Raw genomic sequence first — 24,174 nt, forward strand, 5'->3', positions numbered from 1 at the left:
ATCGGAGGCAACTATGGCCAGGGCACAAATTCTCATTGTTGAAGACGACCACGACCTGCGGGAAGCGCTGGTCACCACACTGGAGCTGGCGAAGTTCCGGGTGCGGGAAGCCGCGGACGCCGAGCAGGCACTCAAGTGTCTGGGGGAAGGGTCTGTGGATATGGTGGTCAGTGACGTCAACATGCCGGGAATGTCCGGGCACGAGCTGTTGTTCGAGGTTCAGCGCCAGCATCCGGGCCTGCCGATGATGCTGATCACTGCTTACGGCCAGATCAGTCATGCGGTTTCCGCCATGCAGGCCGGGGCCATCGATTATCTGGTCAAGCCGTTTGAGCCGGCGGTACTGGTGGATGCTGTCACCCGGATTGTCGGCGGCAGCCGCAATAGCCGCGGCAGCGACGCGCCTGTGGCCGAAGACCCGATCAGCAAGCGCATGTTCCAGCTTGCGGCCAAAGTGGCTGCCAGTGATTCCACCGTAATGATTTCCGGCGAGAGTGGCACGGGCAAAGAGGTACTGGCGCGCTATATTCATAACCAGTCACCCCGGGCAGATCAGCCGTTCATCGCGATCAACTGTGCGGCGATTCCGGAGAACATGCTGGAGGCGATTCTTTTCGGCCATGAAAAAGGTGCCTTCACCGGCGCGGTGGCGTCCTCACCGGGCAAGTTCGAGCAGGCCAATGGCGGTACCATTTTGCTGGACGAGATTTCGGAAATGGATCTGGGTCTCCAGTCCAAGCTGCTTCGCGTTCTTCAGGAACGGGAAGTGGAACGGGTGGGTGGTCGCAAGACCATTCAACTGGATGTACGGGTGATTGCCACCACCAACCGGGATCTGGGCCATTACGTCCGTGAAGGGCAGTTCCGGGAAGATCTGTATTACCGGCTGACGGTATTCCCCATGCACTGGCAGCCCCTGCGTGAACGCCCCCTGGACATCATGCCGCTGGCCACGTCATTGCTGAAAGCCCACTGCCGCAAGATGAAACTGACCGGCATTACCTTTTCCGCGGATGCCAAACAGGCGCTGACCGGCCACCGCTGGCCCGGCAACGTGCGGGAACTGGACAACGCCCTGCAGCGGGCGCTGGTATTGCACCAGGGTAATGTAATTCAGGCCAGTGATCTGTGCCTGGAGTTGGGTATCAATGGCCGTATGGATTCGAGTGCGCCGGCACCGGCCACTATAATGGACCGCGCCGACAGTTCGAGAACGGAATCATCGGGGTACGATGCGAACGGGTACGAAGATCCCACGGAGACGGCGGATCTACCGTTGCAAAACGAAGCTTTGCGAAGCGAGAGCGGTTCGTCCCTTGGCGATGAAGTTCGTCAGCGTGAGTTCAGAATTATTATTGACGCCCTGCGCAGAGAGCGTGGCCGTCGGAACCGGGCCGCGGAGCAATTGGGCATTAGTCCACGTACTCTGAGATATAAACTGGCTCAGATGCGGGATTCAGGTATTGATCTGTCTGCCGAACTTTCGACCGTCTGAGTCGTTACGGTCGGTTGCGCGCAATAAAGGCTCTGACCGTGTCGACAAAAACCTGCGAGGCAGGTTCACGCCCCAATAGCAAATGGCCGTTACTCTCAAGCCCGACAAATTCAGCATTGGGAATGGCGGCCGCCAGCTCACGCCCCACGGCTACCGGAATTCGCTGATCGCCCACCGAGTGAATCACCAGTGTGGGCACCGTTATTTGTGCAAGCTGGCTTCTCACGTCGATATCCCCAAACACCGATAGAAATCGCGCCGCATTTCCAGGCGATGTGGTCAGGCGTTGAAATTCGTTGAACCACGTCAATTCGCTGGGGCTGGCACTGGGCATGAAAGTAGACGAGAAAATTTGGCGATAGGCCGGGTTTTCCTGGCCCCACCCCGTTTCCGTCAGAGTAATGATCGCCTCCCGTTCCCGGACGACGGCGTCGTCCGCATCGACTCGCCAGCCAGCCGCGTAGCCACCGAACAGAATCAGATGGTTCACGCGCTCCGGGTGTCTTACCGCATAGGCGATGGATACGGCGGCCCCCTGTGAAATTCCGAGCAGGTCGAATTTGCCAAGTCCGCTTGCATTTACAACCGACTCGAGGTCAGCCACAAAGCTCTCGAAGGAAATCTCACTCACATCCCAGTCTGATAGACCGTTGCCACGCTCATCGTAGCGGATGAAATGATGATCATTGGCCAATTGACGGAACAGGGGACTCCAGATGGGAGCGTCCCAGTCGTATTCAAGATGACTCAGCCAGTTAGCTGCCTTGATGATGGGTTTGCCCTCGCCAACAGAGGCATAGGCAATGCGTGCGCCGTCCCGGGCAGTGCAGAACTGGATCTTCTGGCGAGCAAGCAGGGCCCGAGCCGCCGCCTGCTCGTTCTCCGCGCTGATTTGCGGCTGCGCCTTGCCTTTGTCCGCGCGAGCCCTGGAAGACCAGGCAATACCTGCATTTCGAAAGCGTTTGTCCAGTTTGCTGGTCCAACTGGCCAACTGCGGCGTTCTGCCAAGCAGATCCAAAAGCGTGACGAGCTGGGTGGCCGCCTTGGGGTTAAAGGGTTCAAGTGCTTCCCAGGCGGTGGCCCATTTGAGTTGTTCCGGTCTCGAGAGGTCCCCATGACAGGCGAGTCTGGCAAGCAATTTGCCACGCAGCAGATTGATGTCTTCCCGTTCAGCGGTTAGCCATTGTTGAAAAAGCTCGAGTTCCGGAAGGTCGATGCCGTCGAGAAAAGGCTCTTGCAACTGGCCGTACAGATCGAGGATATCGTCAAACGATAAATCCGGCTTCTCGGCCTTCCGAGCCAGACTGGAGGTATCGATGTCTATGTCGGAGGTCATCAGTGCCACGCGCTCGCGGTCCGCGATCAGACGTTGAACATTCTGGTCATTGACCAGCGGCCGCATCTTGCTCAGCGACCACCGCAAAGCTCCGCGGGGGTCTTCAGCAGCAAAGTCCCACAGAACTTCGCAAAGTCGGTCACGACGATGAGGGCGGGCGGTTTTGGCCAGATAGGCCAGCAACGCGCGCGTTCGCTTGGAAGCCGGCAGTGCAATCGGCTGACCATCGCGTAGGACAGTCAGTTCACCAAGCATCTTGATGGACACTCTGGCCATTGGTGTTCCCTGTCTGCGCGTGTTGATCTAAGAAACTACCTGACTTGGTGCCAAATAGACACATAAGCACTTTCGCCTAGTTCAAGTCCTTTCAAACGATGGCTCACACGGTAGCCCGATAACGTTCTCTCCCAAGCCAGTTTCACATGCCCATTTCGGTCAGCCGATACTCTTTAAATGGAATAAGTCACGCTATGTCTATATCGAACATTCACTCTACGGCGCCAACCTTTCACCGCCGTCGACCAATCTCTACTGTCCTTCTGTCCACGCTCTTCATCCTGCTCACTGCCTGCGGAGACGCCGGGATTGAGTACCTGGCCATCGAAGGGAAGGGCAATAATGAGGGACGCCCCGAGCTCATGGCGGCGCCGCAACAGGTATCCCTGAGCGTTGAGGCCAACAGGGCCTTCCGCTTTGACTGGACGGACGCGGAGAACGTCAACGCGACCCGCTACCAGTTACTGATAAACCCCGATGGCCTGCGAGAATTCATCCCGGTCGGCCACTACGTTCCGCAGGGCACCGAAACTCTGGTTTTCGAGGTGCCGCTTCATACCGACATCAACGCCCGGTTCAAGCTGCGCGCCTGCTCCATCCGCAATTGCGCCGACTCCGATCCCGTCTCGTTGGGCGGCGCTCAGGAAGCATACTCCCTGAGCGATGCGGGCTCGGTTTACCTGAATTGAATGAGAACGGGGCCAGGCAAGTGGTTTGGGCCCCAACCCAAGTAGTCCCCACAAATGTGAAAGGAATAGGTTCAGATATGTTGTTATCGAATAACCGTTGTAGTGCGGCCAGGGCTTTCAGTCGCCGATCAGTCGCTTTTGTCGCTCTGCCCGCAGTTTTTGCGCTGCTCACCGCCTGTGGCGGTGGAGGCAGTGGTGGTAATGACGAAGAGATCGTGGCCGTGGAAGCGCCGAACAATGTCTCCCTGAGCGTTGAGGCCATCAAGACCTTCCGCTTCGACTGGACGGATGTGGAAAACGCCACTCGCTACCAGCTGCTGGAAAACCCGGATGGCCTATCGGACTTCACTCGGGTGGGCGAAGACGTTCCCCAGGGCACGCAAACTTTGGGCTTCGAAGTGCCCCTCCATACCCGCATCAATGCCCAGTACAAATTGCGCGCCTGCTCCATCAACAGTTGCACCGACTCGGATCCTGTTTCGGTGAGCGGCAATCTTGCCGAGGGCATTGGCTACTTCAAGGCAAGCAATGCTGAGGAGTTTGATTTTTTCGGAGCAGCCGTCAGTTTGAGCGCCAATGGCAACACGCTGGCCGTGGGTGCCGACAGGGAAGACAGCAGTGCCACGGGTGTCAATGGGGATGAAAGCGACAACTCGGTAACTCAAGCCGGCGCGGTTTACATCTTCGCCCGCACAGACGCTGGCTGGAACCAGGTGGCTTACCTTAAGGCAAGCAACACTGGGGCGTTTGATTCATTCGGAGAAGACGTCAGTTTGAGCGCCGATGGCAATACGCTGGCCGTGGGCGCCCCCGATGAAGACAGCAGCGCCACGGGTGTCAATGGGGATGAAAGCGACAATTCGGTAACTCGAGCCGGCGCGGTTTACATCTTCGCCCGCACAAACGCTGGCTGGAACCAGGTGGCCTATCTCAAGGCAAGCAACGCTGAGGCGTCTGATTCGTTCGGAGAAGCCGTCAGCCTGAGTGCGGATGGCACAACGCTGGGCGTGGGTGCCGGCGGGGAAGACAGCGGCGCCACGGGTGTCAATGGGGATGAAAGCGACAATTCGGTTTCTCGAGCCGGCGCGGTTTACGTCTTCACCCGCACAGACGCTGGCTGGAACCAGGTGGCTTACCTTAAGGCAAGCAACACAGGGGAAAACGACGAGTTCGGAGAGGCCATCAGCCTGAGTGCCGATGGCACAACGCTGGCCGCCGGTGCTCTCGGAGAAGACAGCAGCGCCAAGGGTGTCAATGGGGATGAAACCGACAACACGGCAATTGAAGCCGGCGCCGTTTACATCTTCGCCCGCACAAACGCTGGCTGGAACCAGGTGGCCTATCTCAAGGCAAGCAACGCTGAAGCCGATGATATCTTTGGCGATGCCGTCAGCCTGAATGCCGACGGCACAACGCTGGCCGTCGGTGCCTCCGAGGAAGGCAGCAGCGCCACGGGTGTTAATGGAGACGAAAGCGACAACTCGGCTGACGGCGCTGGCGCAGTGTACGTCTTTGCCCGTACAGCCGGAGGCTGGAGCCAGGCTGCGTATCTCAAGGCCAGTAATACGGATGTGGATGATAGCTTCGGCAATGACGTAAGCCTGAGTTCAGACGGAACGATACTTGCGGTCGGTGCGGACGAAGAGGAAAGCCTGGCCATCGGTATCAACGGTGACGAAGCGGACAATTCGGCGCCACTCGGCTCGGGCGCGGTGTATATCTTTGAGCGCAAGGCCAGCGGCTGGAGCCAGACCAGCTACGTCAAGGCCAGCAATACCGAAGACGCGGATGATTTCGGCGAAGCTCTCAGTCTTAGTGGCAACGGTCGCGTACTGGCGGTGCGCTCGGATTCTGAAGATAGCAGCGCTACCGGTATCGGCGGTGACCAGACCGACAACACGGCAAGTGGTGCTGGCGCGGTCTACCTCTATTGAGGCTATCTTCAACCGGCAAGCATCCCAGGCCCTCATATTGAGGGCCTTTTTTTTTGTCAAAAGATTGTCGCCGGTTTTGCTGGCGGTCAGGAGAAAGGGTGTAACCGTATGAAAAAATTATAATAAATTTGATTGGCCTGCTATTTGCTGAGCTAGAGATAATTCGTGAGCAAAAGTAGGCGTTTCAGAGTCTGCCGGGGAGAGACAAATATGGTTCAACGTGCCGACATCAACAGCGTGCTTTCCGAAATTCGTAATATGCGCTCTCAGATGATGGACAACCAGCGGGTTCAGCAGGACAACGCGGTGCGCGGTCAGATTGACCGTCCCCCCGGCGTGCAGGAAACCCAGCAGACGCCGAAATTCAGCGATATGCTGAGTCAGGCGGTCAGCTCCGTGAACGAGGTCCAGAAAACGTCCAGCGATCTGAAAACTGCTTACGAGATGGGTGACCCGAATGTCGATATTACCCGCGTCATGATTGCATCCGAAAAATCCTCAATTGCCTTCGAGGCACTGACCCAGGTGCGAAACCGCGTGGTGCAGTCCTACGAAGACATCATGAATATGCCGATCTAATAGCGGAGCACACCCATGGCCAGCGTACCTGCCGAAACTTCAGGTTCCAATTACCCCGCCACAGGCTCTGAAGGCTCCGAGAGCCGGAGCGATATGTTGTTCGGGTTCAACCGACTGAATCTGTTGCGCCAGATCGGTCTGATGGTGGGGCTGGCAGCCAGCGTCGCCCTCGGTGTTTCCGTGGTGCTCTGGGCCCAGGAACCGAACTACCGCCCGGTGGTGGCGGATATGTCCGGCTACAACCCCCAGGACGTGATCAGCATTCTGAGCGGCAACAACATCGACTACCGTATGGAGCCCAACACCGGCGCGCTGCTGGTGCCTGCCGACCAGGTCTACAACGCGCGCCTGAAACTGGCGGCCGAGGGTGTGACCGACCAGCAGACCATCGGCTATGAGCTGATGGATCGCGAGCAGGGCCTGGGCACCTCCCAGTTCATGGAAACCATTACCTATCGCCGGGGCCTTGAGGGCGAGCTGGCCCGCACCATCAGTAGCATGCGTTCGGTCCGCGCCGCGCGGGTTCACCTGGCCATACCCGAGCGTTCGGTTTTTGTTCGGGATGCCCGCACGCCAACCGCCTCGGTGTTTCTGGAAGTATTTGCCGGGCGTCGAATGGAGCAGGAGCAAATCGCCGCCATCATCAACCTGGTGGCCGGCAGCATCCCCGAGATGAGCAAAGAGAACGTCACCGTTGTGGATCAGAGTGGCAATCTGTTGACCGGGCAGGATGGCAACAACGACGCCCGGCAGCTGGAAGACCAGCAGGACTATACTCGCCAGATAGAAGAACGGCTGACCAAGCGCATCAATTCCCTTGTTGGTCCGGTGGTTGGCAATGGCCGGTACCGGGCGGAGGTCACTGCCGACCTTGATTTTTCATCGGTCGAGCAGGCGGAGGAACTCTACAACCCGGACCAGCAGGCCGTGCGCAGTGAGCGGACCATGACCGAACAGCGGGTCGCTGGAACCAACGGTGGCATCCCGGGTGCCCTGTCCAATCAGCCGCCGGCGGAGCCAGCAGTGCCCGAGCAGGTGAATGCCGGAAACGGGCAGGATGGTGAAGGCCAGGCGCCGCCAACGCCGGTCAACGTGCGTGAAGAATCCACACGGAACTATGAGATGGACCGCACTGTCAGTTACATACGCCAGGAATACGGCCGGCTTGACCGACTGAGTGTGGCCCTGGCCGTGGACGATATGCGAGTGGTTGACCCACAGACCGGGGAGGTCACCTATGAACCCTGGCCGGAAGAAGAGCTACAGCGCCTGACCATGCTGGTGCGGGATGCGGTGGGCTATTCCGCGGCCCGGGGTGACAGTGTCACGGTCATGAACACGGCGTTTGCCACCGAAGAAGAGATTGAGTTCACCGAGCCGTCTTTCTGGGAGCAGCCCTGGTTCTGGGATCTGATGAAACAGGTTCTGGCTGGCCTGGTGATTCTGGTGCTGATACTCGGGCTGCTGCGCCCGACCCTGAAATCCCTGTCTGGCGGCGGCCGTGCCCAGCGTGGCGAAGGCCGGAGCGACGACTATGACAGCCTCGAGGGCATTGAGGGCGGCGACGAGTTACGGGAAGCCATGAAGGGGCAGGACGATCTGCTTTTGCCCGGTGCAACGGACAGTTATGATAGGCAATTGAACGCCCTGAAAGGTCTGGTCGCCGAAGATCCGGCCAGGGTGTCCCAGGTAATGCGTCAATGGGTGAATGTCGATGACTGATGAAAATACCCGCGAAGGGAATGGGCCGGCAAAGCCCCAGCGGAAAATTCCGCGGGTAGAGCAGGCCGCCATTCTGCTGATGTCTCTGGGCGAAAGCGATGCCGCGCAGATACTCAAGCATATGGGCCCGAAAGAGGTTCAGCGGGTGGGGGTTGCCATGGCCCAGATGAAAGAGGTCAGCAAGGACGACGTCACCTACGTGCTGAACAATTTCGTCGAGGCGGTTGGCGGCCAGACCGGCCTGGGCGTGGGTAACGACGATTATATCCGCACTATGCTGACCCAGGCGCTGGGGGACGACAAGGCCTCCAGCCTGATTGATCGGATTCTGATCGGCGGCAATACTACCGGTCTGGACACCCTTAAGTGGATGGAGCCCAGGGCGGTGGGCGATATTATCCGTTATGAACATCCCCAGATTCAGGCCATCGTTATCTCCTATCTGGATCCGGACCAGGCCGCCGAGATTCTCGGCACCCTGGATGACAAAGTCCGGCTGGATGTCATGATGCGTGTGGCCTCGCTGGAAAGCATCCAGCCCCAGGCCCTGCAGGAACTGAACGATATTCTGGAGAAGCAGTTCTCCGGTGGTTCCGCCGCCCAGACCAGCCGTATCGGCGGGGTGAAGCGTGCGGCGGATATCATGAACTTCATGGAGCGCAGCGCCGAGGGCACCCTGATGGATTCCATCAAGGATATGGACCCGGATCTGGCCTCCACTATTGAAGACCTGATGTTTGTTTTCGATAACCTGGCGGAAATCGACGATCGGGGCATTCAGGCCCTGCTGCGGGAAGTGTCTTCCGAGGTGCTGGTGGTTGCCCTGAAGGGTGCCGACGATGCGGTGCAGGAGAAGATCTTCAAGAACATGTCCAAGCGGGCTTCCGAGCTTCTGCAGGATGACCTTGAGGCCAAGGGCCCGGTGAAGGTCAGTGAGGTGGAATCCGCCCAGAAAGACATTATCACCATCGCACGCCGTATGGCCGAAGCGGGTGAAATCACCCTCGGCGGTGCCGGCGAAGAAATGATGTGATGCTGAACTGATGAAAGACCCGCGCCGCAACCTCGACCGCATTCCCAAGGAAAATCTCACCGCTTACGAGCGCTGGGAGCTTCCGTTGCTGGATGCCCGTGGCAACGAGGTGGCACGGGAAGAAGAGCGGGATGTAAAGCCCCTGACCGCGGCCGATATCGACGAAATCCGCAAGGCCGCCCGCGAAGACGGGCTTGAGGAAGGTCGCAAGGAAGGCTACGAAGCGGGGCACAAAGAAGGCCATGAAGCCGGCCACAAAGAGGGCTTTGCCTCCGGCGAAGCCCAGGGTCGGGAGACGGGCACCGAAAAGGGCCTGGAAGAAACCCGGAAAGACGTTGAAGCCAGGCTGGAGCGCCTGGAAGAGCTCATGGGCGAGTTGCTGGTGCCGATTCAGCGTCATGAGGACGAGCTGGAAAGCGCACTGGTGAACCTGACCACGGTTCTATCCAGAGCTGTGCTGTATCGCGAATTGTCGCTGGATTCCTCCCAGATTACTGCCGTGGTGAAAAAGGCGATGGCCACACTGCCTTCTACCCGTGAAAACGTCCGCATTCATATCCACCCCGATGACTACGAGTTCGTCAGCGAAGTAGCCGAGCGCTTTGAGGCAAAGGCTTCCGTGGTGGAAGACGCGGCCATCATGCGAGGCGGCTGCAAGCTTGAAACCCGGCACAGCCTCGTGGATTTCACCATCGAACGACGCTTCCAGAAAGCCGTGCAGGACATGTTGAGCGAGGAACTGGATCAGGAAACGCCCGGCGACGGCGAAGAGCTGGACGCAATGATGGGCGATCTGACGGATTTCCGTCGCGATGTACTTGATAACCAGGAGAACACCGACAGCGGGGAGGGCGACGACCATGACGGTAGGTCTGGCTGATCGTCTGAACCGTTTGCAGAAAGGTCTGGCCCGGGCGCCCGAACCTGAGCTGTCGGGCCGCCTCACCCGGATGGTGGGGCTGACACTGGAATGCGTGGGTTGCCCGATGGTGGTGGGCGACCGCTGTATTATTACCGGGCAGGGCACGGGCACCGTTGAGGCCGAAGTGGTGGGCTTTGAAGACGAACGCGTCTATCTGATGCCGTTGACCGCCATCGAGGGGCTTCGTCCCGGTGCCCGGGTTGTTCCCATGGCCAGGGCGAGCCGTGTGCCGGTGGGGCCGGAGCTGCTTGGCCGGGTGGTCAACGGCAACGGTGAACCGCTGGACGGCAAGGGCCCGCTGCAAACGGAAAAGCGGGTGGCGCTCAGTGGGGACATCATCAACCCGCTGGATCGAGCGCCGGTTCGCCAGTCAATGGATGTGGGTATCCGCGCGATCAACTCACTGATGACCGTGGGCCAGGGCCAGCGACTGGGGCTGTTTGCCGGCAGCGGCGTGGGTAAAAGTGTGCTGCTGGGCATGATGACGCGCTTCACCGATGCGGATATTACCGTGGTCGGTCTGATCGGCGAGCGGGGCCGTGAGGTCAAGGAATTCATTGAGGACATTCTGGGTGAGGAAGGCCTGGCCCGGTCCGTGGTCGTGGCCTCGCCAGCCGATGATTCGCCCCTGATGCGTCTGCGGGCCGCCATGCTGACTACCCGTATTGCCGAATATTACCGGGACCAGGGTAAACGGGTCCTGTTACTGATGGATTCACTCACACGCTACGCCCAGGCCCAGCGTGAAATAGCCCTGGCGGTAGGCGAGCCCCCGGCAACCAAGGGCTACCCGCCCTCGGTGTTTGCCAAGCTGCCGCAACTGGTGGAGCGCACCGGTAACGGTCGTCCCGGCGGAGGTTCCATTACCGCCTTCTACACGGTGCTGACAGAAGGGGACGACCAGCAGGACCCGATTGCCGATGCCACCCGGGCGATTCTTGATGGCCATATCGTGCTGTCCCGACGGCTGGCGGAAGAGGGCCACTATCCGGCCATTGATGTGGAAGCGTCCATCAGCCGGGTCATGCCCCAGGTGACAGACCCTGCCCATTTCGCGCGGGCCCAGCGATTCAAACAGGTCTACTCCCGCTACCAGCAGGCACGGGATCTGATCAGTGTCGGGGCTTATGTCAAAGGCTCTGATCCGGAAACGGATTTTGCCATTGCCCACATTGCCAATATGCGCCAGTTCCTGCAGCAGGGCCTGAATGACAGCGCCACGCTGGATGAAAGCGTGAAACAACTGATGGCCGTGGTTCCCGAGCGTCGTTCGCCTGATCGTCCCAAAACACCGCCTTCCGGCAATGAAAGCGAGGCCCGCTGATGCTGCGGTCGCAACGCCTTCAAGTGGTGCTGAAGCTGGAAGAGCAGAAGGAAAAACAGGCGCTGGAAAAAATGGCAGAAGCCCAGAAGGCCCACGAGGCCCAGCGCCAGCAGATCGAAAACCTCGAAAGCTATCAGCAGGAGTACCGTGACCAGATCCGCGCGAACCAGCGCGGTGTTGTGCCGGTGTCCCGCCTGCAGGCCTATCAGGCATTTATTGGCCAGCTGGATCAGGTGATTACCCAGCAGCAGTCGGTACTGCAGCAGGCAGAAGCACGGCTGGACAGCTGCCGCGAGGCCTGGCAAAGGGCGTGGGAGCGCCGGCGGGGCATGGAGAAGTATATTGAAACCTGTCGCCGTCAGGAGCAGCAGGACATGGATGCCCGCGAGCAGAAACTGGCAGATGAGGCCGCCAACCGGGTTTACCAGCGTCGCCGCTAACACGGATGCAAAATTCCGGCATTGAACTATCCTTTAGTATAAAGTCCTATCTGCTTTTCGCTTACAATCCATGGATTTTACGGAGGCTCATGAATGCCGATTCAGACACATCGCAGTGATGATGGTCGTACCCTGACCATCCGCATTGAGGGACGATTTGATTTCAGTACTCACCAGGCATTCCGCAATGCCTATGAGCACGAGACCAGCGATGTGCAGAAGTTTATTGTGGACCTCTCCGATACCACCTATCTCGATAGCTCGGCACTGGGCATGCTGTTGCTGCTCCGCGATCATGCCGGTGGTGACAGCGCCCGAATCCAGCTTCAGAACTGTAATAACGACGTGCGCCGGATTCTGACCATTTCCAACTTCGAGCAGCTTTTCTCCATTAAATGACGGGCAACCAGCCACTCAGAATCCTGATCGCTGATGATAGCGACAGTGACCGGCTGATCCTCAAAACCCTGATGAAACGCCTTGGCCATGAAGTCAGGGCGGCGGCCGATGGCGGGGAAGCCGTTGCCGTTTTTTCCGATTACCGACCGGATATTGTTTTGCTGGATGTGTTGATGCCGGTGATGGATGGCATCACTGCGGCACGGAAAATCAAGGATCTGGCCGGCGAGGAGCTGGTGCCTGTCATTTTTCTGACGTCTCTGACGGATGCCGATGCCCTGGCCCGGTGCCTGGATGCTGGCGGCGACGACTTTCTTACCAAGCCCTACAACAAGATCATCATCCAGGCGAAGCTGGGTGCATTTAACCGGATGCGGAAAATGCACCGGACCCTGAGCCAGCAGCGGGATCTGATCCGCGAGCGAAACAGTCAGCTTCTTGAAGAACAGCAACTGGCCAGACGGGTGTTCGACAACATTGCCCATACCGGCTGCCTGGATGCCGACAATATTCGCTATCACGTCTCGCCCCTGTCGATCTTCAATGGCGACATCCTGTTTGCCTGCCCGAGGCCTGCCGGGGGCATGCATGTGCTGATTGGCGATTTCACCGGGCATGGTCTGCCTGCGGCTATCGGGGCGCTGCCGATTGCGGAAATTTTTTACGGCATGACCAGCATGGGCTTTAGCGGAAGCGACGTGCTGCGTGAGATCAACGACAAGCTGTGCCGGATTCTGCCTACCGGCATGTTCTGTTGCGCGGCCCTGGTACAGGCGGATTTTCACCTGAACCAGCTGAAAATCTGGAATGGTGGTCTACCGGATGGCCTGCTGTTCAGGAAGGACGGCATGCGCGAGACCGTCGCGTCGCGGCATCTACCCCTGGGTGTTCTCAACGCAGCACGCTTTGATGCCAGCATGGATCTGTTCCAGACGGACGCCGGCGACCGACTGCTGATGATGACTGATGGCGTGCTTGAGGCAGAGAATGAGCAGTTCGAGCGCTATGGAGAGGCCCGTCTCTGGCGAGCCCTGGAGGCCGCTCCTGACGGGGAGGCGGCAATTGATACCCTGCTTGAGGACATTCGGGCCTTTACCGGTGAACAGTCCAGCCAGGACGACCTGACACTGGTGTCCCTGGAAATGGTGATTGCCTCGGAATTCCAGGAGTCTGCCCAGCGACTGCCGCAATCCTCTTTAATGGGCCCGGCCCAATGGTACTGCGTGTACGAAGTGCGGGATGAGACCCTGGCCCAGTTCAGCCCATTGCCACTTTTGCTGCATATCTGCATGGAGGTACCGGGGTTGAGGCGCAAGACCGCGGATATCTATACGCTTCTGTCCGAGCTCTACAATAATGCGCTGGAACACGGTGTTCTGGACCTTTCCTCCGATTTGAAGCGCTCTTCTGATGGTTTCAGCTATTATTACGAGGAAAGAGAACGTCGGCTCGAGGATGTCAGCGGTCATTTCATAAGGTTCGAGCTGACTCACGGAGCCACGGAGGAGGGCGGACGGCTGACGATCGTCTGTGAAGACAGCGGCCGCGGGTTCAGCCCGGATAATCGGGGGACCTCGGTAAGCCCGGGCGCCGGATACAGCGGTCGCGGGTTGCTGCTGATGAAGAAACTCGGGCATTCCCTGCGCTATTCGGAGTATGGTAGCAGGGTTGAAATTGTTTATGATTGGGAGTTAGCCACCAAACAAACAGGGGGTTGGTCATGAATGACAAACCGCACCTAGACGAAGAGGCGCTTACGGAACTTCAGGATGTCATGGAAGATGAATTCGATGTCCTGATTGAAACCTATCTGAAGGATTCGTCCGATCGGATAAGTTACCTCCGTAACGCCATCGGTAAGGCGGACGCCGACGCGTTTGCCAAAACCGCCCACAGCTTCAAAGGAAGCTCGATCAATATCGGAGCACCCAGACTTGGCGCACTCTGCCGGCGAGCGGAAGAGGTGGGCAAGGACAATCGTCTGGACGAAGCGTCCCATGTTGTGGATGACATCGAGACAGAGTTCCAGCATGTGGAAGAAACCCTCAAAAGATTCCTTGCCTGATTAAACCACTGCGATGATGGCATCGGTTTTGCTCGCTTTACCGGAAGTGCTGACTATCAGCGCACTTTCCAAAGCAAAAGCGGCAAGAGGTTGCCATGTCACAGATGGTTCTCCCACAAAATCTTTCCAGCAAGGCGCACTCCGAGGCCGCCAACACCGCTGCGTCGTCCCGACCGGGCGATGACAAAACCGGTGAAAGTTCCTTTGACGCGGTGTCCCGTTCCGAGAAGGAGCGGCTGGAGGCAAAGGCCAGAAAAGCAGACGCCGAGAAAGCCGACAGCAAAAAGCCGGACACTGAAAAGCCGGATGCGGCGGACACCGCCAAAGCCGGAAAGTCGGATGAGTCCGCGAAGACGGCAGATTCCACCGATCCTGCAGGCGAAAAGTCCGGTAACGAGTCCGGGCAGAATATTGCCGCTGGCAAGGGTGAGGACGGGGCAGAACCCGTTCAGCCCCTGTCGGGAACGGGAGACGTAACAGCGGATCCGGACCAGCTTGCGGTGGACAGCTTGGCCATGACCTTTGCCGACCTGCAGTCACTGGTTGCCGGAGCCCAGCTTCAGGGAGCGGGTGGTACGCTGGCGAGCGGAACTGCCGGGGCGGCGGCGAACGGCACTGGCACCGGCCCGAGCGGCCAGGCTTTGCCCTTTATTCAGGGATCGATCATGTCTCTGGCGGGGCAGGGCGGCACTGGTAAAAACGGAAGTATGGGCTTGCAGGCCCAGAATACATCGACGTCAGGCATGGCATTGACGGAAACTCTGTTGGCCGGCGTCAGTACCGAGGCAGCCAAGGCGTCGGAAAGCCCCCTGCTGCAGAATGCGATCCGGTTTCAGGGCGCTATGGAGTCGGTCAACGCCCAGGCCAACGCGGTGAATACGCCGAAAATGGCCCCAGACGCGCCGGTCATGCGAGGCTACGCCACATCTATTGATGTACCGGTCGGTCACGCCGAGTGGGGCGACAAAATGGCTGGCAAGCTCACCTGGCTGACCGCTGCGAATATGTCCGTCGCCGAGATTCATCTGACGCCACCGGATATGGGGCCCATGGAGGTTCGGGTTCAGGTTCAGAATGAACAGGCGAACATAACGGTTCACTCCGCCAACCCGGCGGTCCGGGACCAGCTTGAACTGCACAGTCATCGCCTGCGGGATATGCTCAGCGAGCAGGGCCTGTCTCTGGAGCAGTTTGATGTATCCGATTCCGGCCGCGACCAGGCCGGTGATGGCGATAATGGTGAAAACGCTGGCAGCGGTAACGGTCTCCTGTCCGATGTCGACGCTGACGAGACCGGTGCCGCACCGCAATCCCTGGACCTTAGCTGGAAAGGCGAAGTGGATGTCTTCGCCTGATTAACCTGCCATAAAGAACTTCCTGCCACAGGCTTTGCCGAACCCCCTTACCAGCGCTAAACTGCTGTTCCGGTAAGGGGGTTTTGCCATTCTGGCCCGCCCTTTGCTTCTTATCCCTTAAACCTGGCCGTTACGACGGATTTCTGGCAGACGATACTTATGGCTGAAAACAACGCACCTGCGGAAGCGCCTCCCAAGAAGGGAAAGCTCAAACTGATCATCATTCTGACCTTGCTGGTGGTGATGGCGGTGGGCTTGTCAGTGGTAGGCACGCTCTGGTTCATTGGCGCCGACATTCCGGGCCTGAGCAGCGAAGAAGTGCCGGCCGAGGAGGCGGAAGAGGCCTTTGTTCCCAGCGGCTACACGGTTCTGGAAAAAGCTTTGGTGACCACGGTCGAGGCAGAGGGGCGCCAACGGTACGCCCAGGTTTATGTGGCTCTGGAAGCTACGGATCAGGACGCCCTTGCCGCCGCCAGCCTGCACATGCCGCTGGTACGCAGTCAGCTTTTGGGCGTGCTGGCAGGCAGTGATTTTATGGAATTGCAGACGCCGGAAGGGCGGAAGCAACTGGCGGATCAGATGCTGGTTGCCGCCAACACGGTACTGGAGCAGGAAGGCGAGCCGCCTCTGCAACGGGTGCTGTTCAGGAACTTCGTGGTTCAATAGCAAGAGATGGCCATAAAAGTCTTTCGGGCTTAACTCAGAGGCTGAGAAACGTATGCAGGACTTACTGTCACAGGACGAAATCGATGCGCTACTCCACGGAGTGGATGACGGCGATATCGATACCTATGAGGAATCTGATGGCGAGGGGGTAAAAGACTACGACCTCGCCAGTCAGGATCGGATCGTCCGTGGCCGGATGCCAACGCTCGAGATGATCAACGAGCGCTTTGCCCGTTACACCCGCATCAGCCTTTTCAATCTGTTGCGCCGCAACGCCGATGTGTCGACTGGCGGTGTCCAGATCATGAAATTCGGCGAATACATTCACACGCTTTACGTGCCTACCAGCCTGAACCTGACCAAGGTTCGGCCACTGCGAGGTACCTCCCTGTTTGTGCTGGACGCCAAGCTGGTGTTCAAACTGGTGGACAATTTCTTTGGCGGCGAGGGACGTCACGCCAAGATTGAAGGCAGGGAATTCACCCCCACCGAAACGCGGATTGTCCAGATGGTGCTGAACCAGGTGTTTCACGACATGCGTGAAGCCTGGCATGCAGTTCTGAAAGTCGACTTTGAATACCTCAGCTCGGAAGTTAACCCGGCGATGGCCAACATCGTCAGCCCGAGTGAGGTGGTCGTTGTGAGCACTTTCCATATCGAGCTGGACGGCGGCGGCGGTGAACTGCACATGGCCATGCCTTACTCCATGATCGAGCCTGTACGGGACGTTCTGGATGCGGGGGTTCAGAGTGATATCGATGATGTGGATGAGCGCTGGGTCAATGCCCTTCAGGAAGACATCAAAGACGTCTACGTGCCGATTAACGCCACGGTTTGCCGTCGCCGCATATCGCTGCGGGATGTAGCGAAGTTCAAGGATGGCGACATTATTCCGGTAGAGATGCCGGAGACGCTGACCCTGACTGCGAATGGCATTCCTATCTACAACGCCACCCTGGGAACCCGGGACGGCAAGCTGGCACTGAAAATCAGGAATCGGGCATCGGTGCCCAAGGTCAAAAAACAATTGAAGGTGGGACGCAATGGCTGACGACGACAAGAAAGACGAGCAGGAGCTCAGCGAAGACGAGAAGCTTGCCGCCGAGTGGGAATCGGCCATGGAAGAATCCGGAGGCTCTGACGACAAGTCCGGTGACGGTGATCGCGAGGACGAGTGGGCGGCCGCCATGGAAGAAGCCGGGGAATCCGGGGACGAGGAAAAGTCCAACGTGCGTTCGGCCCCCATGGAGGAGTTTCCCGAAGGCTCGAAAATCGCCCAGGGGGATGGCCCGGCACCCGACCTGGACGTAATCCTTGATATCCCGGTGACCATTTCCATGGAGGTGGGCAATACCCAGATTCCCATCCGCAACCTGCTGCAACTGAACCAGGGCTCGGTGATCGAGCTGGACCGGCTGGCGGGTGAGCCGCTGGATGTGCTGGTGAACGGCACGCTGATCGCCCACGGCGAGGTGGTGATGGTTAACGAGAAGTTCGGCATACGTCTGACAGACGTCATCAGCCCGGGCGAGCGCATCAAGCGGTTGCAGAAGTAAATGGCGGGTCCGGAGGAGACCGCGGCAGCGGCGTCAGCAGCAGCGACTGGAACCGGCTCGGCACCAGACACCCTGGCCACCATGCTGACTCTTGGTCTGGGCCTGCTGGCGGTGCTTGCCATAATTTTCGGCTGCGCCTGGATCGTGCGGCGGATGGGTGGCATGAGCGGCGGCAATACCCGCGCCATCAAGGTGGTGTCAGTGATGTCCATGGGCACGCGGGAGCGAGTTGCCCTGATCGAGGTGGGCGGCAAGCAGATTCTGGTTGGCGTTACTCCCCAGACCATTCGCACCCTCCACGTTTTCGACGAGGCGGTGGTATCGTCCAGCGAGCCTGCCTCCGGCGATTTTGCGCGGAAACTGCAGGGCATGATCGGCAAATCCTGGGGCTCCGGCTCATCCAACAGGGAAGATTCCTGATATGAGGTTCCGGCTGTCCCGGCAAAGTGTGTCTCTGCTGTCGCTGATTCTGCTTCTTGTATGCGCGCCGTCGGTCTTGGCCCAGTCAGCACCACAGGGGATTCCCGGCATTCCCGCGTTCACCGTGACCCCGGGCGAAGGGCAGGGTGTGGAGGAATACTCGGTATCCCTGCAGATTCTGGCGTTCATGACAGCGCTGACGTTCCTGCCGGCGATGCTGATGATGATGACGTCCTTTACCCGCATCATCGTAGTGTTTGCCATACTGCGGCAGGCGCTGGGTCTGCAGTCTACGCCGTCGAATCAGGTACTTCTGGGCCTGACCCTTTTCCTGACGATTTTTATCATGAAACCGGTGCTTGAAGAGGTGAATACGGTGGCCCTGCAGCCCTATATGGAGCAGGAGATAACCTCTCTTGAAGCGGTTCAGCAGGCCAGCGAGCCCTTTCGGGATTTCATGATGGCACAGACCCGCGAAAGCGACCTGGCGCTGTTCATGGGCATTGCAGACGAGCAGTACGCCAGCCCTGAGGAAGTGTCTTTCTGGGTGCTGTTGCCGGCGTTCGTCACCAGTGAACTGAAAACCGCCTTCCAGATCGGGTTTATTCTGTTTATTCCCTTTCTGATTATCGACATGGTAGTGGCCAGCGTTCTGATGGCGATGGGTATGATGATGCTGTCGCCGATCATTATCTCGCTGCCGTTCAAAATCATGCTGTTTGTGCTGGTGGATGGGTGGTCCCTGATCATGGGCACCCTGGCCGCCAGCTACGGGATATAGCCATGACCCCACAAACCGTTATAGATATTCTCCGCGAGGCGCTCTGGATGATTGTGCTGCTGGCCAGCCTGATTATCGGGCCGGGCCTTATCATTGGCCTGGTGGTCAGCACGTTCCAGGCTGCGACCCAGATCAACGAGCAGACCCTGAGCTTTCTGCCCCGTCTGCTGATCACGCTGCTGACCATCATTGTTGCCGGTCCGTGGATGCTGACCCAGTTGATTGATCACGCTGAGCGACTGATTTCCAGCATTCCCTACCTGATCGGCTGACCGGGAATGCCAACGGAAATCACCGCGGACATCATCAGCCAGTGGATCGGCCAGCATTTCTGGCCGTTTTTCAGGCTGGCCAGTTTCATGATGGTGATCCCGTTTATTGGCACCCAGCTGGTGCCAGCCCGAATACGAATGGGGCTGGCGTTGCTGATGACCGTGCTGATTGTGCCCATGATTCCCCAGGTTCCCCAGGTGGACGCCCTCAGTGCCGAGGCAGTGGTCATTACTCTTCAACAGATACTGATTGGCGTCGGCATGGGGTTTGCTCTGACTGCTCTGTTTCAGCTTTTCGTGGTGGCGGGCCAGATGATTGCCATGCAGATGGGCCTGGGTTTTGCCTCGATGGTGGACCCGGCCAATGGCATTAACGTGGCGGTGCTGGCGCAGATCTACACCATAACCATCACCTTGCTCTACCTGTCCATGAACGGTCACCTGGTCGCTTTCGATGTGTTTATCGAGAGTTTCTACACCATGCCCGTTGGTCTCGAAGGCTTGGGGCAGGCCGGTGTCTGGTCGCTGGCCCACCGGATTTCCTGGATTTTCGTATCGGCCGTGCTATTGGCGCTGCCGGCGGTCACAGCGGTGTTTATCGTCAACATTTCCTTCGGCGTGATGACCCGCGCCGCGCCGCAGATGAATATTTTTGCCCTGGGTTTCCCGATTGGCCTGATTTTTGGATTGTTTTCCATATGGGTGCTGCACGCCAATTTTCTGCCACATTTCGAGCAGTACACCCGGGAAACGTTCGAATACATGCGTCAGTTGCAGGGCCTGCCCTGAAGCTGAGCTCAGGGTTCCGAGATGGCCGAAGAGAACGAAAACAGCCAGGAAAAAACGGAAGAGCCGACCCCCCGACGACTTGAAAAAGCCCGGGAGGATGGCCAGACGGCCCGTTCCAAGGAACTGGCAACCATGGCCGTGCTTATCTCCGGCGCCATGGGGCTGCTGGTTTTTGGCGCGTCCATGGGCAAGTCCATGGCCGGCATCATGCGTGACAGCTTTGTGCTTGACCGTACGGATATATTCGACACCGGGCAGATGACCCTTCATCTGCTGGCCTCTGCCAAAGAAGCTACCCTTGCCACTGCGCCTCTGTTAGTTGTGATGCTGATCGCCGCCATTGCCGGTTCCATTGGCATCGGTGGCCTGCTGATCAGCGGCAAGGCCATTGCGCCCAAACTCAACCGCATGGACCCGATCAAGGGGCTGGGGCGGATGTTCTCCATGCGCTCATTGATTGAGCTGGTCAAGGCGATCCTCAAGGTCGGCCTGGTAATGGCCGTGGCGATCCTGATCCTGGATCTGCGAACCGATGACCTTCTGAGTATTTCATCCGAGTCGTTCCGGGGGGCGATGGAGCACGTGCTCTGGACGCTGGGCTGGAGCTTTCTGGTGTTGGCCTGCGCGACGATTGTTATTGCGGTGATCGACGTGCCTTTCCAGATCTACGATCACCAGAAAAAGCTCAAGATGACGATGCAGGAGGTCAAGGACGAGTACAAGGACACGGAAGGCAAACCGGAAGTGAAGGGCCGGATCCGTCAGCTGCAGCGTGAAATGGCCCAGCGGCGCATGATGCAGGATGTGCCGGGTGCCGACGTGGTGATTACCAACCCGACCCATTATGCGGTGGCGCTGAAGTACGACCAGAAGAAGATGGCGGCGCCGATTGTAGTGGCGAAGGGGCATGACCAGACAGCGTTCAAGATTATGGAGATCGCCCGGGAGCACAAGGTAGAGGTGATGCGGACACCGCCTTTGACACGGGCGGTCTATCACAACACCAAAGTCGGCGACGAGATTCCCGACGGCCTCTACATGGCAATAGCCCAGGTCCTGGCCTACGTTTTCCAGCTGCGCCAGTTCCGCAAAGGGCGTGGCGACAAGCCTCATGTTCCGGATTTCCCGATTCCTTCGGATCTGCGGCGGGATGTTTGAGCTTGGTAGCTCGCCCTCGTTAGCCTGCGGATTCGGTGCTGGGTGGTTCTTCGAATGGGCTGCCCAAAACACGCTCCTTGCGGCACATCCATGTGACGCTTGGGCTCCGCCATCCATGGCTCCGCACAGTTTTGGGCAGCCCATCCGAAGAACCACTTCTGGCCATTCAGATACCGTAGGTCGGATTAGCAAAGCGTAATCCGACAACGCCCCTCTCAGACCCCAGCCTCAACAACCCGCACCATAGGATCATTCCTGCTCTCCGGTATCGAAAGCCGACCATAAAAATCCACCGGATTGTGAACCGTCAGCGACGAAAAGCCGCACCCAGCAAAATGCTCCGCCGCCTGCCGATCGTCCTCAAAATGAAAGCTCACATCACTACGCGTGACCGTTCCGAGAATCCCACCCAGCGCTTTCAGGCCACCGCGTAACAGCGGCTGAGTAGGCATCAGGTAGCTCTCTGACAGGTAAACCGAGCCCGGCCGTTCCTGCATCAGGCCGGCCAGGCGTTTCCAGAACTCCGAGATAACCGGCAGCGAAAAATAGCTGGTCAGGCCTTCGGTAATAACAATCACCGGTTCGTTGTTGTCAAAGGTTCGGGCCATCACTGTTTCCAGCGAATGGTCACCAGCGGTCGCCAGTATATCAATGGGCATGACCTGGTGGCGGGCGCCCAGGTGGCCGGATATCAGCAGTCTGGAGGCCTTGCGGGTGGCCATGTTCGGCAGGTCGGCTTCGGCCATGTGGATCTTTGGGTACTTTTCTCGAAGACGGATACCCCTGGGCGACATGCCGCAGGCGATTTCCAGTATCTGGGTGACGCCGCGATCGATTGTCTGTTCAATCAGGTGATCGATGATCAGATGGCGCTGCAGCAGGAAGGTTCGAAGGTTACCCCCCACCACCGCTTTGCTGGCAGCTTCGAAGGGGGTCATCAGGTGGTACAGCCACTTTCCCTGGTCGGTGGCCAGTATGTCATCGGACAGCCCGTGCCGGTGCCAGACGGCACCGGTGTACAGGGCGGTGAAGCTTATGCCGGTGCTGTCCTTTACCGACCGGTCTTTAACGGTTCGGAGTTTCATCAAGGTTTCCCCAGGCTTCTCCTTTGCCGGGCAGTACCAGGTTCAGGAAGATAGCCGCCACGGCGCACAGGGCAATGCCTTCCAGATTGCCAATCGCCATGCCACCGATGCCGAATACCAGGGTAATGGCAACGATCACCAGGTTGCGGGCCTGGGACAGGTCCACCTGGTGGCGAATCAGTGTGTTCAGGCCGACTACCGCAATAGAGCCGAACAGCAGGCACAGAATGCCGCCCATGACCGGTACCGGTATGGTCTGTAATGCCGCGCCGAATTTGCCCACGAAGGCCAGCACAATCGCAATGCCGGCGGCCCAGATCATCACCCTTGGGTTGAAGTTGCGGGTCAGCATTACAGCGCCCGTCACTTCAGAATAGGTGGTGTTGGGCGGCCCGCCAAGGGCAGCAGCGGCGCTGGTGGCCAGGCCGTCGCCGAGCAGGGTGCGGTGCAGGCCGGGCTTTTTCAGGTAGTCCTTGTGGGTGACGCTGCCGATGGCCAGGATGTCGCCGATGTGTTCAATGGCCGGCGCAATGGCCACAGGGACCATGAACAGGATGGCGCTCATGCTGAAGGCCGGCGCGACGAAATTGGGGGCCGCGAACCAGGGGGCGTTGGTGATGGGCGACAGGTCAACGATGCCCATAATAGCGGACAGCACGTAGCCCACCACAATGCCGAACATGATGGGAATAAGGCGGAAGATGCCCTTGGCCCAGACCGACATCACCAGTGTGACCGCCAGCGAGATCATGGCAATCCAGATCGCGGTGTCGTAGGGAATCAGCTGGGTGGAGCCATCACCGGTGCGACCGGAGGCCATGTGCACCGCCACCGGCGCCAGACTAAGCCCGATCACCATGATCACCGGGCCAATGACCACCGGCGGCAGCAGGCGGGTGATGAAGCCGGTGCCCCGGGCCCGCACCAACCCGCTTAGGATGATGTAAAGAATACCTGCCGCCATCAAGCCGCCCAGGGTTTCTTCCAGGCCGAACCGGCCTTTGGCCGCCATGATGGGGGCGATAAAGGCAAAGGACGAGGCCAGGAAGATGGGAATCTGGCCACCAGTCACAATGTGGAAAATCAGGGTGCCGATGCCGGCGGTAAACAGTGCCACGTTCGGGTCCAGCCCGGTGATCAGTGGCATCAGCACCAGTGCGCCGAAGGCCACCAGTAGCATCTGTGAGCCGGCAATCGCCTGTTTCCAGACCGGATCGTTGGTATGGTCCTGCATGCTTAAACGTCCTTCTGCTTGGTGCCGAAAATCTTGTCGCCTGCGTCGCCCAGGCCCGGAAGAATGTAGCCCTTGTCGTTCAGGCCATCGTCAATGGAAGCGGTGTAAATGGACACGTCCGGGTGCTTTTCCAACACCTTTTGCACGCCTTCCGGCGCGGCTACCAGGATCAGAGCGCGGATCTCGGTGCTGCCGGCTTTCTTGAGCAGGTCGATAGTGGAAATCAGCGAGCCGCCGGTGGCCAGCATAGGGTCGACAATCATGGACATCCGCTGGTCCAGCTCCCCGACCAGTTTTTCAAAATAGGTGCTGGCTTCCAGAGTTTCTTCGTTACGGACCTGGCCCACCACACTGACCCGGGCGCCGGGTATCAGGCTCAGGACGCCGTCCAGCATGCCCAGACCGGCGCGAAGAATCGGCACGATGGTGATTTTCTTGCCCTGGATCTGCTCGATGGTTACCGGCCCGGCCCAGCCTTCAATGGTTTTGGGCTGGAGCGAGAAGTCTTTGGTGGCTTCATAGGTCAGCAGCGCTCCCACTTCCTGCGCCAGTTCCCGGAAGTTCTTTGTGCTGATTTCGGCACGGCGCATCAGGCCGAGTTTGTGGCGGATCAGCGGATGTTTTACCTCGTGAATGGGCATGAG

The 24,174-nt window shown here is 58.6% G+C and carries 25 protein-coding genes; 21 read left to right on the forward strand and 4 right to left on the reverse strand.

Features of this window, described 5'->3' with window-relative positions; genetic code table 11:
- Positions 1–13 precede the first annotated feature (13 nt).
- Positions 14–1,495: a sigma-54-dependent transcriptional regulator gene (locus tag FPL19_RS12175; RefSeq protein WP_150912831.1), complete on the forward strand. Its 1,482-nt coding sequence runs from the start codon at positions 14–16 to the stop codon at positions 1,493–1,495.
- A 4-nt stretch (positions 1,496–1,499) separates the two neighbouring features.
- Here the strand turns inward: FPL19_RS12175 and FPL19_RS12180 are convergent, their stop codons facing one another.
- A complete protein-coding gene (locus FPL19_RS12180) occupies positions 1,500–3,107 on the reverse strand; it encodes an alpha/beta hydrolase (protein ID WP_225314405.1) in 1,608 nt (535 codons plus the stop codon).
- A gap of 194 nt (positions 3,108–3,301) precedes the next feature.
- On the opposite strand from FPL19_RS12180, the gene FPL19_RS12185 reads away from it, so the two are divergent.
- The 20 genes from FPL19_RS12185 to flhB all read left to right on the forward strand — a co-directional run bounded on the left by FPL19_RS12185 (position 3,302) and on the right by flhB (position 21,211).
- Positions 3,302–3,796, forward strand: a complete 495-nt coding sequence (locus FPL19_RS12185) for a hypothetical protein (protein WP_150912832.1) — start codon at positions 3,302–3,304, stop codon at positions 3,794–3,796.
- 77 nt (positions 3,797–3,873) lie between these two features.
- Positions 3,874–5,730, forward strand: coding sequence for an integrin (locus FPL19_RS12190; protein ID WP_150912833.1), 1,857 nt, complete (start codon positions 3,874–3,876; stop codon positions 5,728–5,730).
- A gap of 210 nt (positions 5,731–5,940) precedes the next feature.
- A complete protein-coding gene (gene fliE / locus FPL19_RS12195) occupies positions 5,941–6,309 on the forward strand; it encodes a flagellar hook-basal body complex protein FliE (protein ID WP_150912834.1) in 369 nt (122 codons plus the stop codon).
- A gap of 15 nt (positions 6,310–6,324) precedes the next feature.
- Positions 6,325–8,031 (forward strand): flagellar basal-body MS-ring/collar protein FliF, encoded by a 1,707-nt coding sequence (gene fliF, locus FPL19_RS12200; RefSeq protein ID WP_150912835.1) that lies wholly within the window; start codon positions 6,325–6,327, stop codon positions 8,029–8,031.
- Complete coding sequence (gene fliG / locus FPL19_RS12205; protein ID WP_150912836.1) at positions 8,024–9,064, forward strand: flagellar motor switch protein FliG; 1,041 nt, start codon at positions 8,024–8,026, stop codon at positions 9,062–9,064. Before fliF ends, fliG begins: the two co-directional genes overlap by 8 nt.
- Before the next feature lie 10 nt (positions 9,065–9,074).
- Positions 9,075–9,944, forward strand: coding sequence for a flagellar assembly protein FliH (locus FPL19_RS12210; RefSeq protein ID WP_150912837.1), 870 nt, complete (start codon positions 9,075–9,077; stop codon positions 9,942–9,944).
- A complete protein-coding gene (gene fliI / locus FPL19_RS12215; RefSeq protein ID WP_150912838.1) occupies positions 9,925–11,310 on the forward strand; it encodes a flagellar protein export ATPase FliI in 1,386 nt (461 codons plus the stop codon). Before FPL19_RS12210 ends, fliI begins: the two co-directional genes overlap by 20 nt.
- Positions 11,310–11,750: a flagellar export protein FliJ gene (gene fliJ / locus FPL19_RS12220; RefSeq protein ID WP_150912839.1), complete on the forward strand. Its 441-nt coding sequence runs from the start codon at positions 11,310–11,312 to the stop codon at positions 11,748–11,750. The genes fliI and fliJ overlap by 1 nt, the downstream gene beginning before the upstream one ends.
- A 93-nt stretch (positions 11,751–11,843) precedes the next feature.
- Positions 11,844–12,149 carry an STAS domain-containing protein gene (locus FPL19_RS12225; protein ID WP_150912840.1) on the forward strand — a complete coding sequence of 102 codons (306 nt, stop codon included), beginning with the start codon at positions 11,844–11,846 and terminating at the stop codon, positions 12,147–12,149.
- On the forward strand, positions 12,146–13,873 hold the full coding sequence (locus FPL19_RS12230) for an ATP-binding SpoIIE family protein phosphatase (protein ID WP_150912841.1): 1,728 nt from the start codon (positions 12,146–12,148) through the stop codon (positions 13,871–13,873). The genes FPL19_RS12225 and FPL19_RS12230 overlap by 4 nt, the downstream gene beginning before the upstream one ends.
- Positions 13,870–14,214, forward strand: a complete 345-nt coding sequence (locus FPL19_RS12235; protein ID WP_150912842.1) for an Hpt domain-containing protein — start codon at positions 13,870–13,872, stop codon at positions 14,212–14,214. The genes FPL19_RS12230 and FPL19_RS12235 overlap by 4 nt, the downstream gene beginning before the upstream one ends.
- 95 nt (positions 14,215–14,309) lie before the next feature.
- Positions 14,310–15,569 (forward strand): flagellar hook-length control protein FliK, encoded by a 1,260-nt coding sequence (locus FPL19_RS12240; RefSeq protein WP_150912843.1) that lies wholly within the window; start codon positions 14,310–14,312, stop codon positions 15,567–15,569.
- Between the two features lie 159 nt (positions 15,570–15,728).
- Positions 15,729–16,235: a flagellar basal body-associated FliL family protein gene (locus FPL19_RS12245; RefSeq protein ID WP_150912844.1), complete on the forward strand. Its 507-nt coding sequence runs from the start codon at positions 15,729–15,731 to the stop codon at positions 16,233–16,235.
- Positions 16,236–16,287: 52 nt separating this feature from the next.
- Entirely contained in the window at positions 16,288–17,286 is a 999-nt protein-coding gene (fliM, locus tag FPL19_RS12250) for a flagellar motor switch protein FliM (RefSeq protein ID WP_150912845.1), read from the forward strand.
- Complete coding sequence (gene fliN, locus FPL19_RS12255) at positions 17,279–17,791, forward strand: flagellar motor switch protein FliN (RefSeq protein ID WP_150912846.1); 513 nt, start codon at positions 17,279–17,281, stop codon at positions 17,789–17,791. Before fliM ends, fliN begins: the two co-directional genes overlap by 8 nt.
- Positions 17,792–18,211, forward strand: a complete 420-nt coding sequence (fliO, locus tag FPL19_RS12260) for a flagellar biosynthetic protein FliO (RefSeq protein WP_150912847.1) — start codon at positions 17,792–17,794, stop codon at positions 18,209–18,211.
- A 1-nt stretch (position 18,212) separates the two neighbouring features.
- A complete protein-coding gene (gene fliP / locus FPL19_RS12265) occupies positions 18,213–18,992 on the forward strand; it encodes a flagellar type III secretion system pore protein FliP (protein WP_150912848.1) in 780 nt (259 codons plus the stop codon).
- Positions 18,993–18,994: 2 nt separating this feature from the next.
- Positions 18,995–19,264: a flagellar biosynthesis protein FliQ gene (gene fliQ / locus FPL19_RS12270; protein ID WP_150912849.1), complete on the forward strand. Its 270-nt coding sequence runs from the start codon at positions 18,995–18,997 to the stop codon at positions 19,262–19,264.
- A 6-nt stretch (positions 19,265–19,270) separates the two neighbouring features.
- Positions 19,271–20,053, forward strand: a complete 783-nt coding sequence (gene fliR / locus FPL19_RS12275; protein ID WP_150912850.1) for a flagellar biosynthetic protein FliR — start codon at positions 19,271–19,273, stop codon at positions 20,051–20,053.
- 21 nt (positions 20,054–20,074) lie between these two features.
- Positions 20,075–21,211 (forward strand): flagellar biosynthesis protein FlhB, encoded by a 1,137-nt coding sequence (gene flhB, locus FPL19_RS12280; RefSeq protein ID WP_150912851.1) that lies wholly within the window; start codon positions 20,075–20,077, stop codon positions 21,209–21,211.
- 215 nt (positions 21,212–21,426) lie between these two features.
- Here the strand turns inward: flhB and FPL19_RS12285 are convergent, their stop codons facing one another.
- The 3 genes from FPL19_RS12285 to upp are packed head-to-tail and all read right to left on the reverse strand — an operon-like array spanning position 21,427 to position 24,171.
- Positions 21,427–22,296 (reverse strand): class I SAM-dependent methyltransferase, encoded by an 870-nt coding sequence (locus tag FPL19_RS12285; RefSeq protein ID WP_150912852.1) that lies wholly within the window; start codon positions 22,294–22,296, stop codon positions 21,427–21,429.
- The gene (locus FPL19_RS12290) at positions 22,277–23,530 is read right to left on the reverse strand and encodes a uracil-xanthine permease family protein (protein ID WP_150912853.1); all 1,254 of its coding nucleotides are present in this window, start codon (positions 23,528–23,530) and stop codon (positions 22,277–22,279) included. Before FPL19_RS12290 ends, FPL19_RS12285 begins: the two co-directional genes overlap by 20 nt.
- Positions 23,531–23,532: 2 nt before the next feature.
- Positions 23,533–24,171 carry a uracil phosphoribosyltransferase gene (gene upp, locus FPL19_RS12295; RefSeq protein ID WP_150912854.1) on the reverse strand — a complete coding sequence of 213 codons (639 nt, stop codon included), beginning with the start codon at positions 24,169–24,171 and terminating at the stop codon, positions 23,533–23,535.
- Positions 24,172–24,174 lie beyond the last annotated feature (3 nt).

The sequence above is a fragment of the Marinobacter halotolerans genome (assembly GCF_008795985.1).
Classification (GTDB): Bacteria; Pseudomonadota; Gammaproteobacteria; order Pseudomonadales; family Oleiphilaceae; genus Marinobacter; species Marinobacter halotolerans.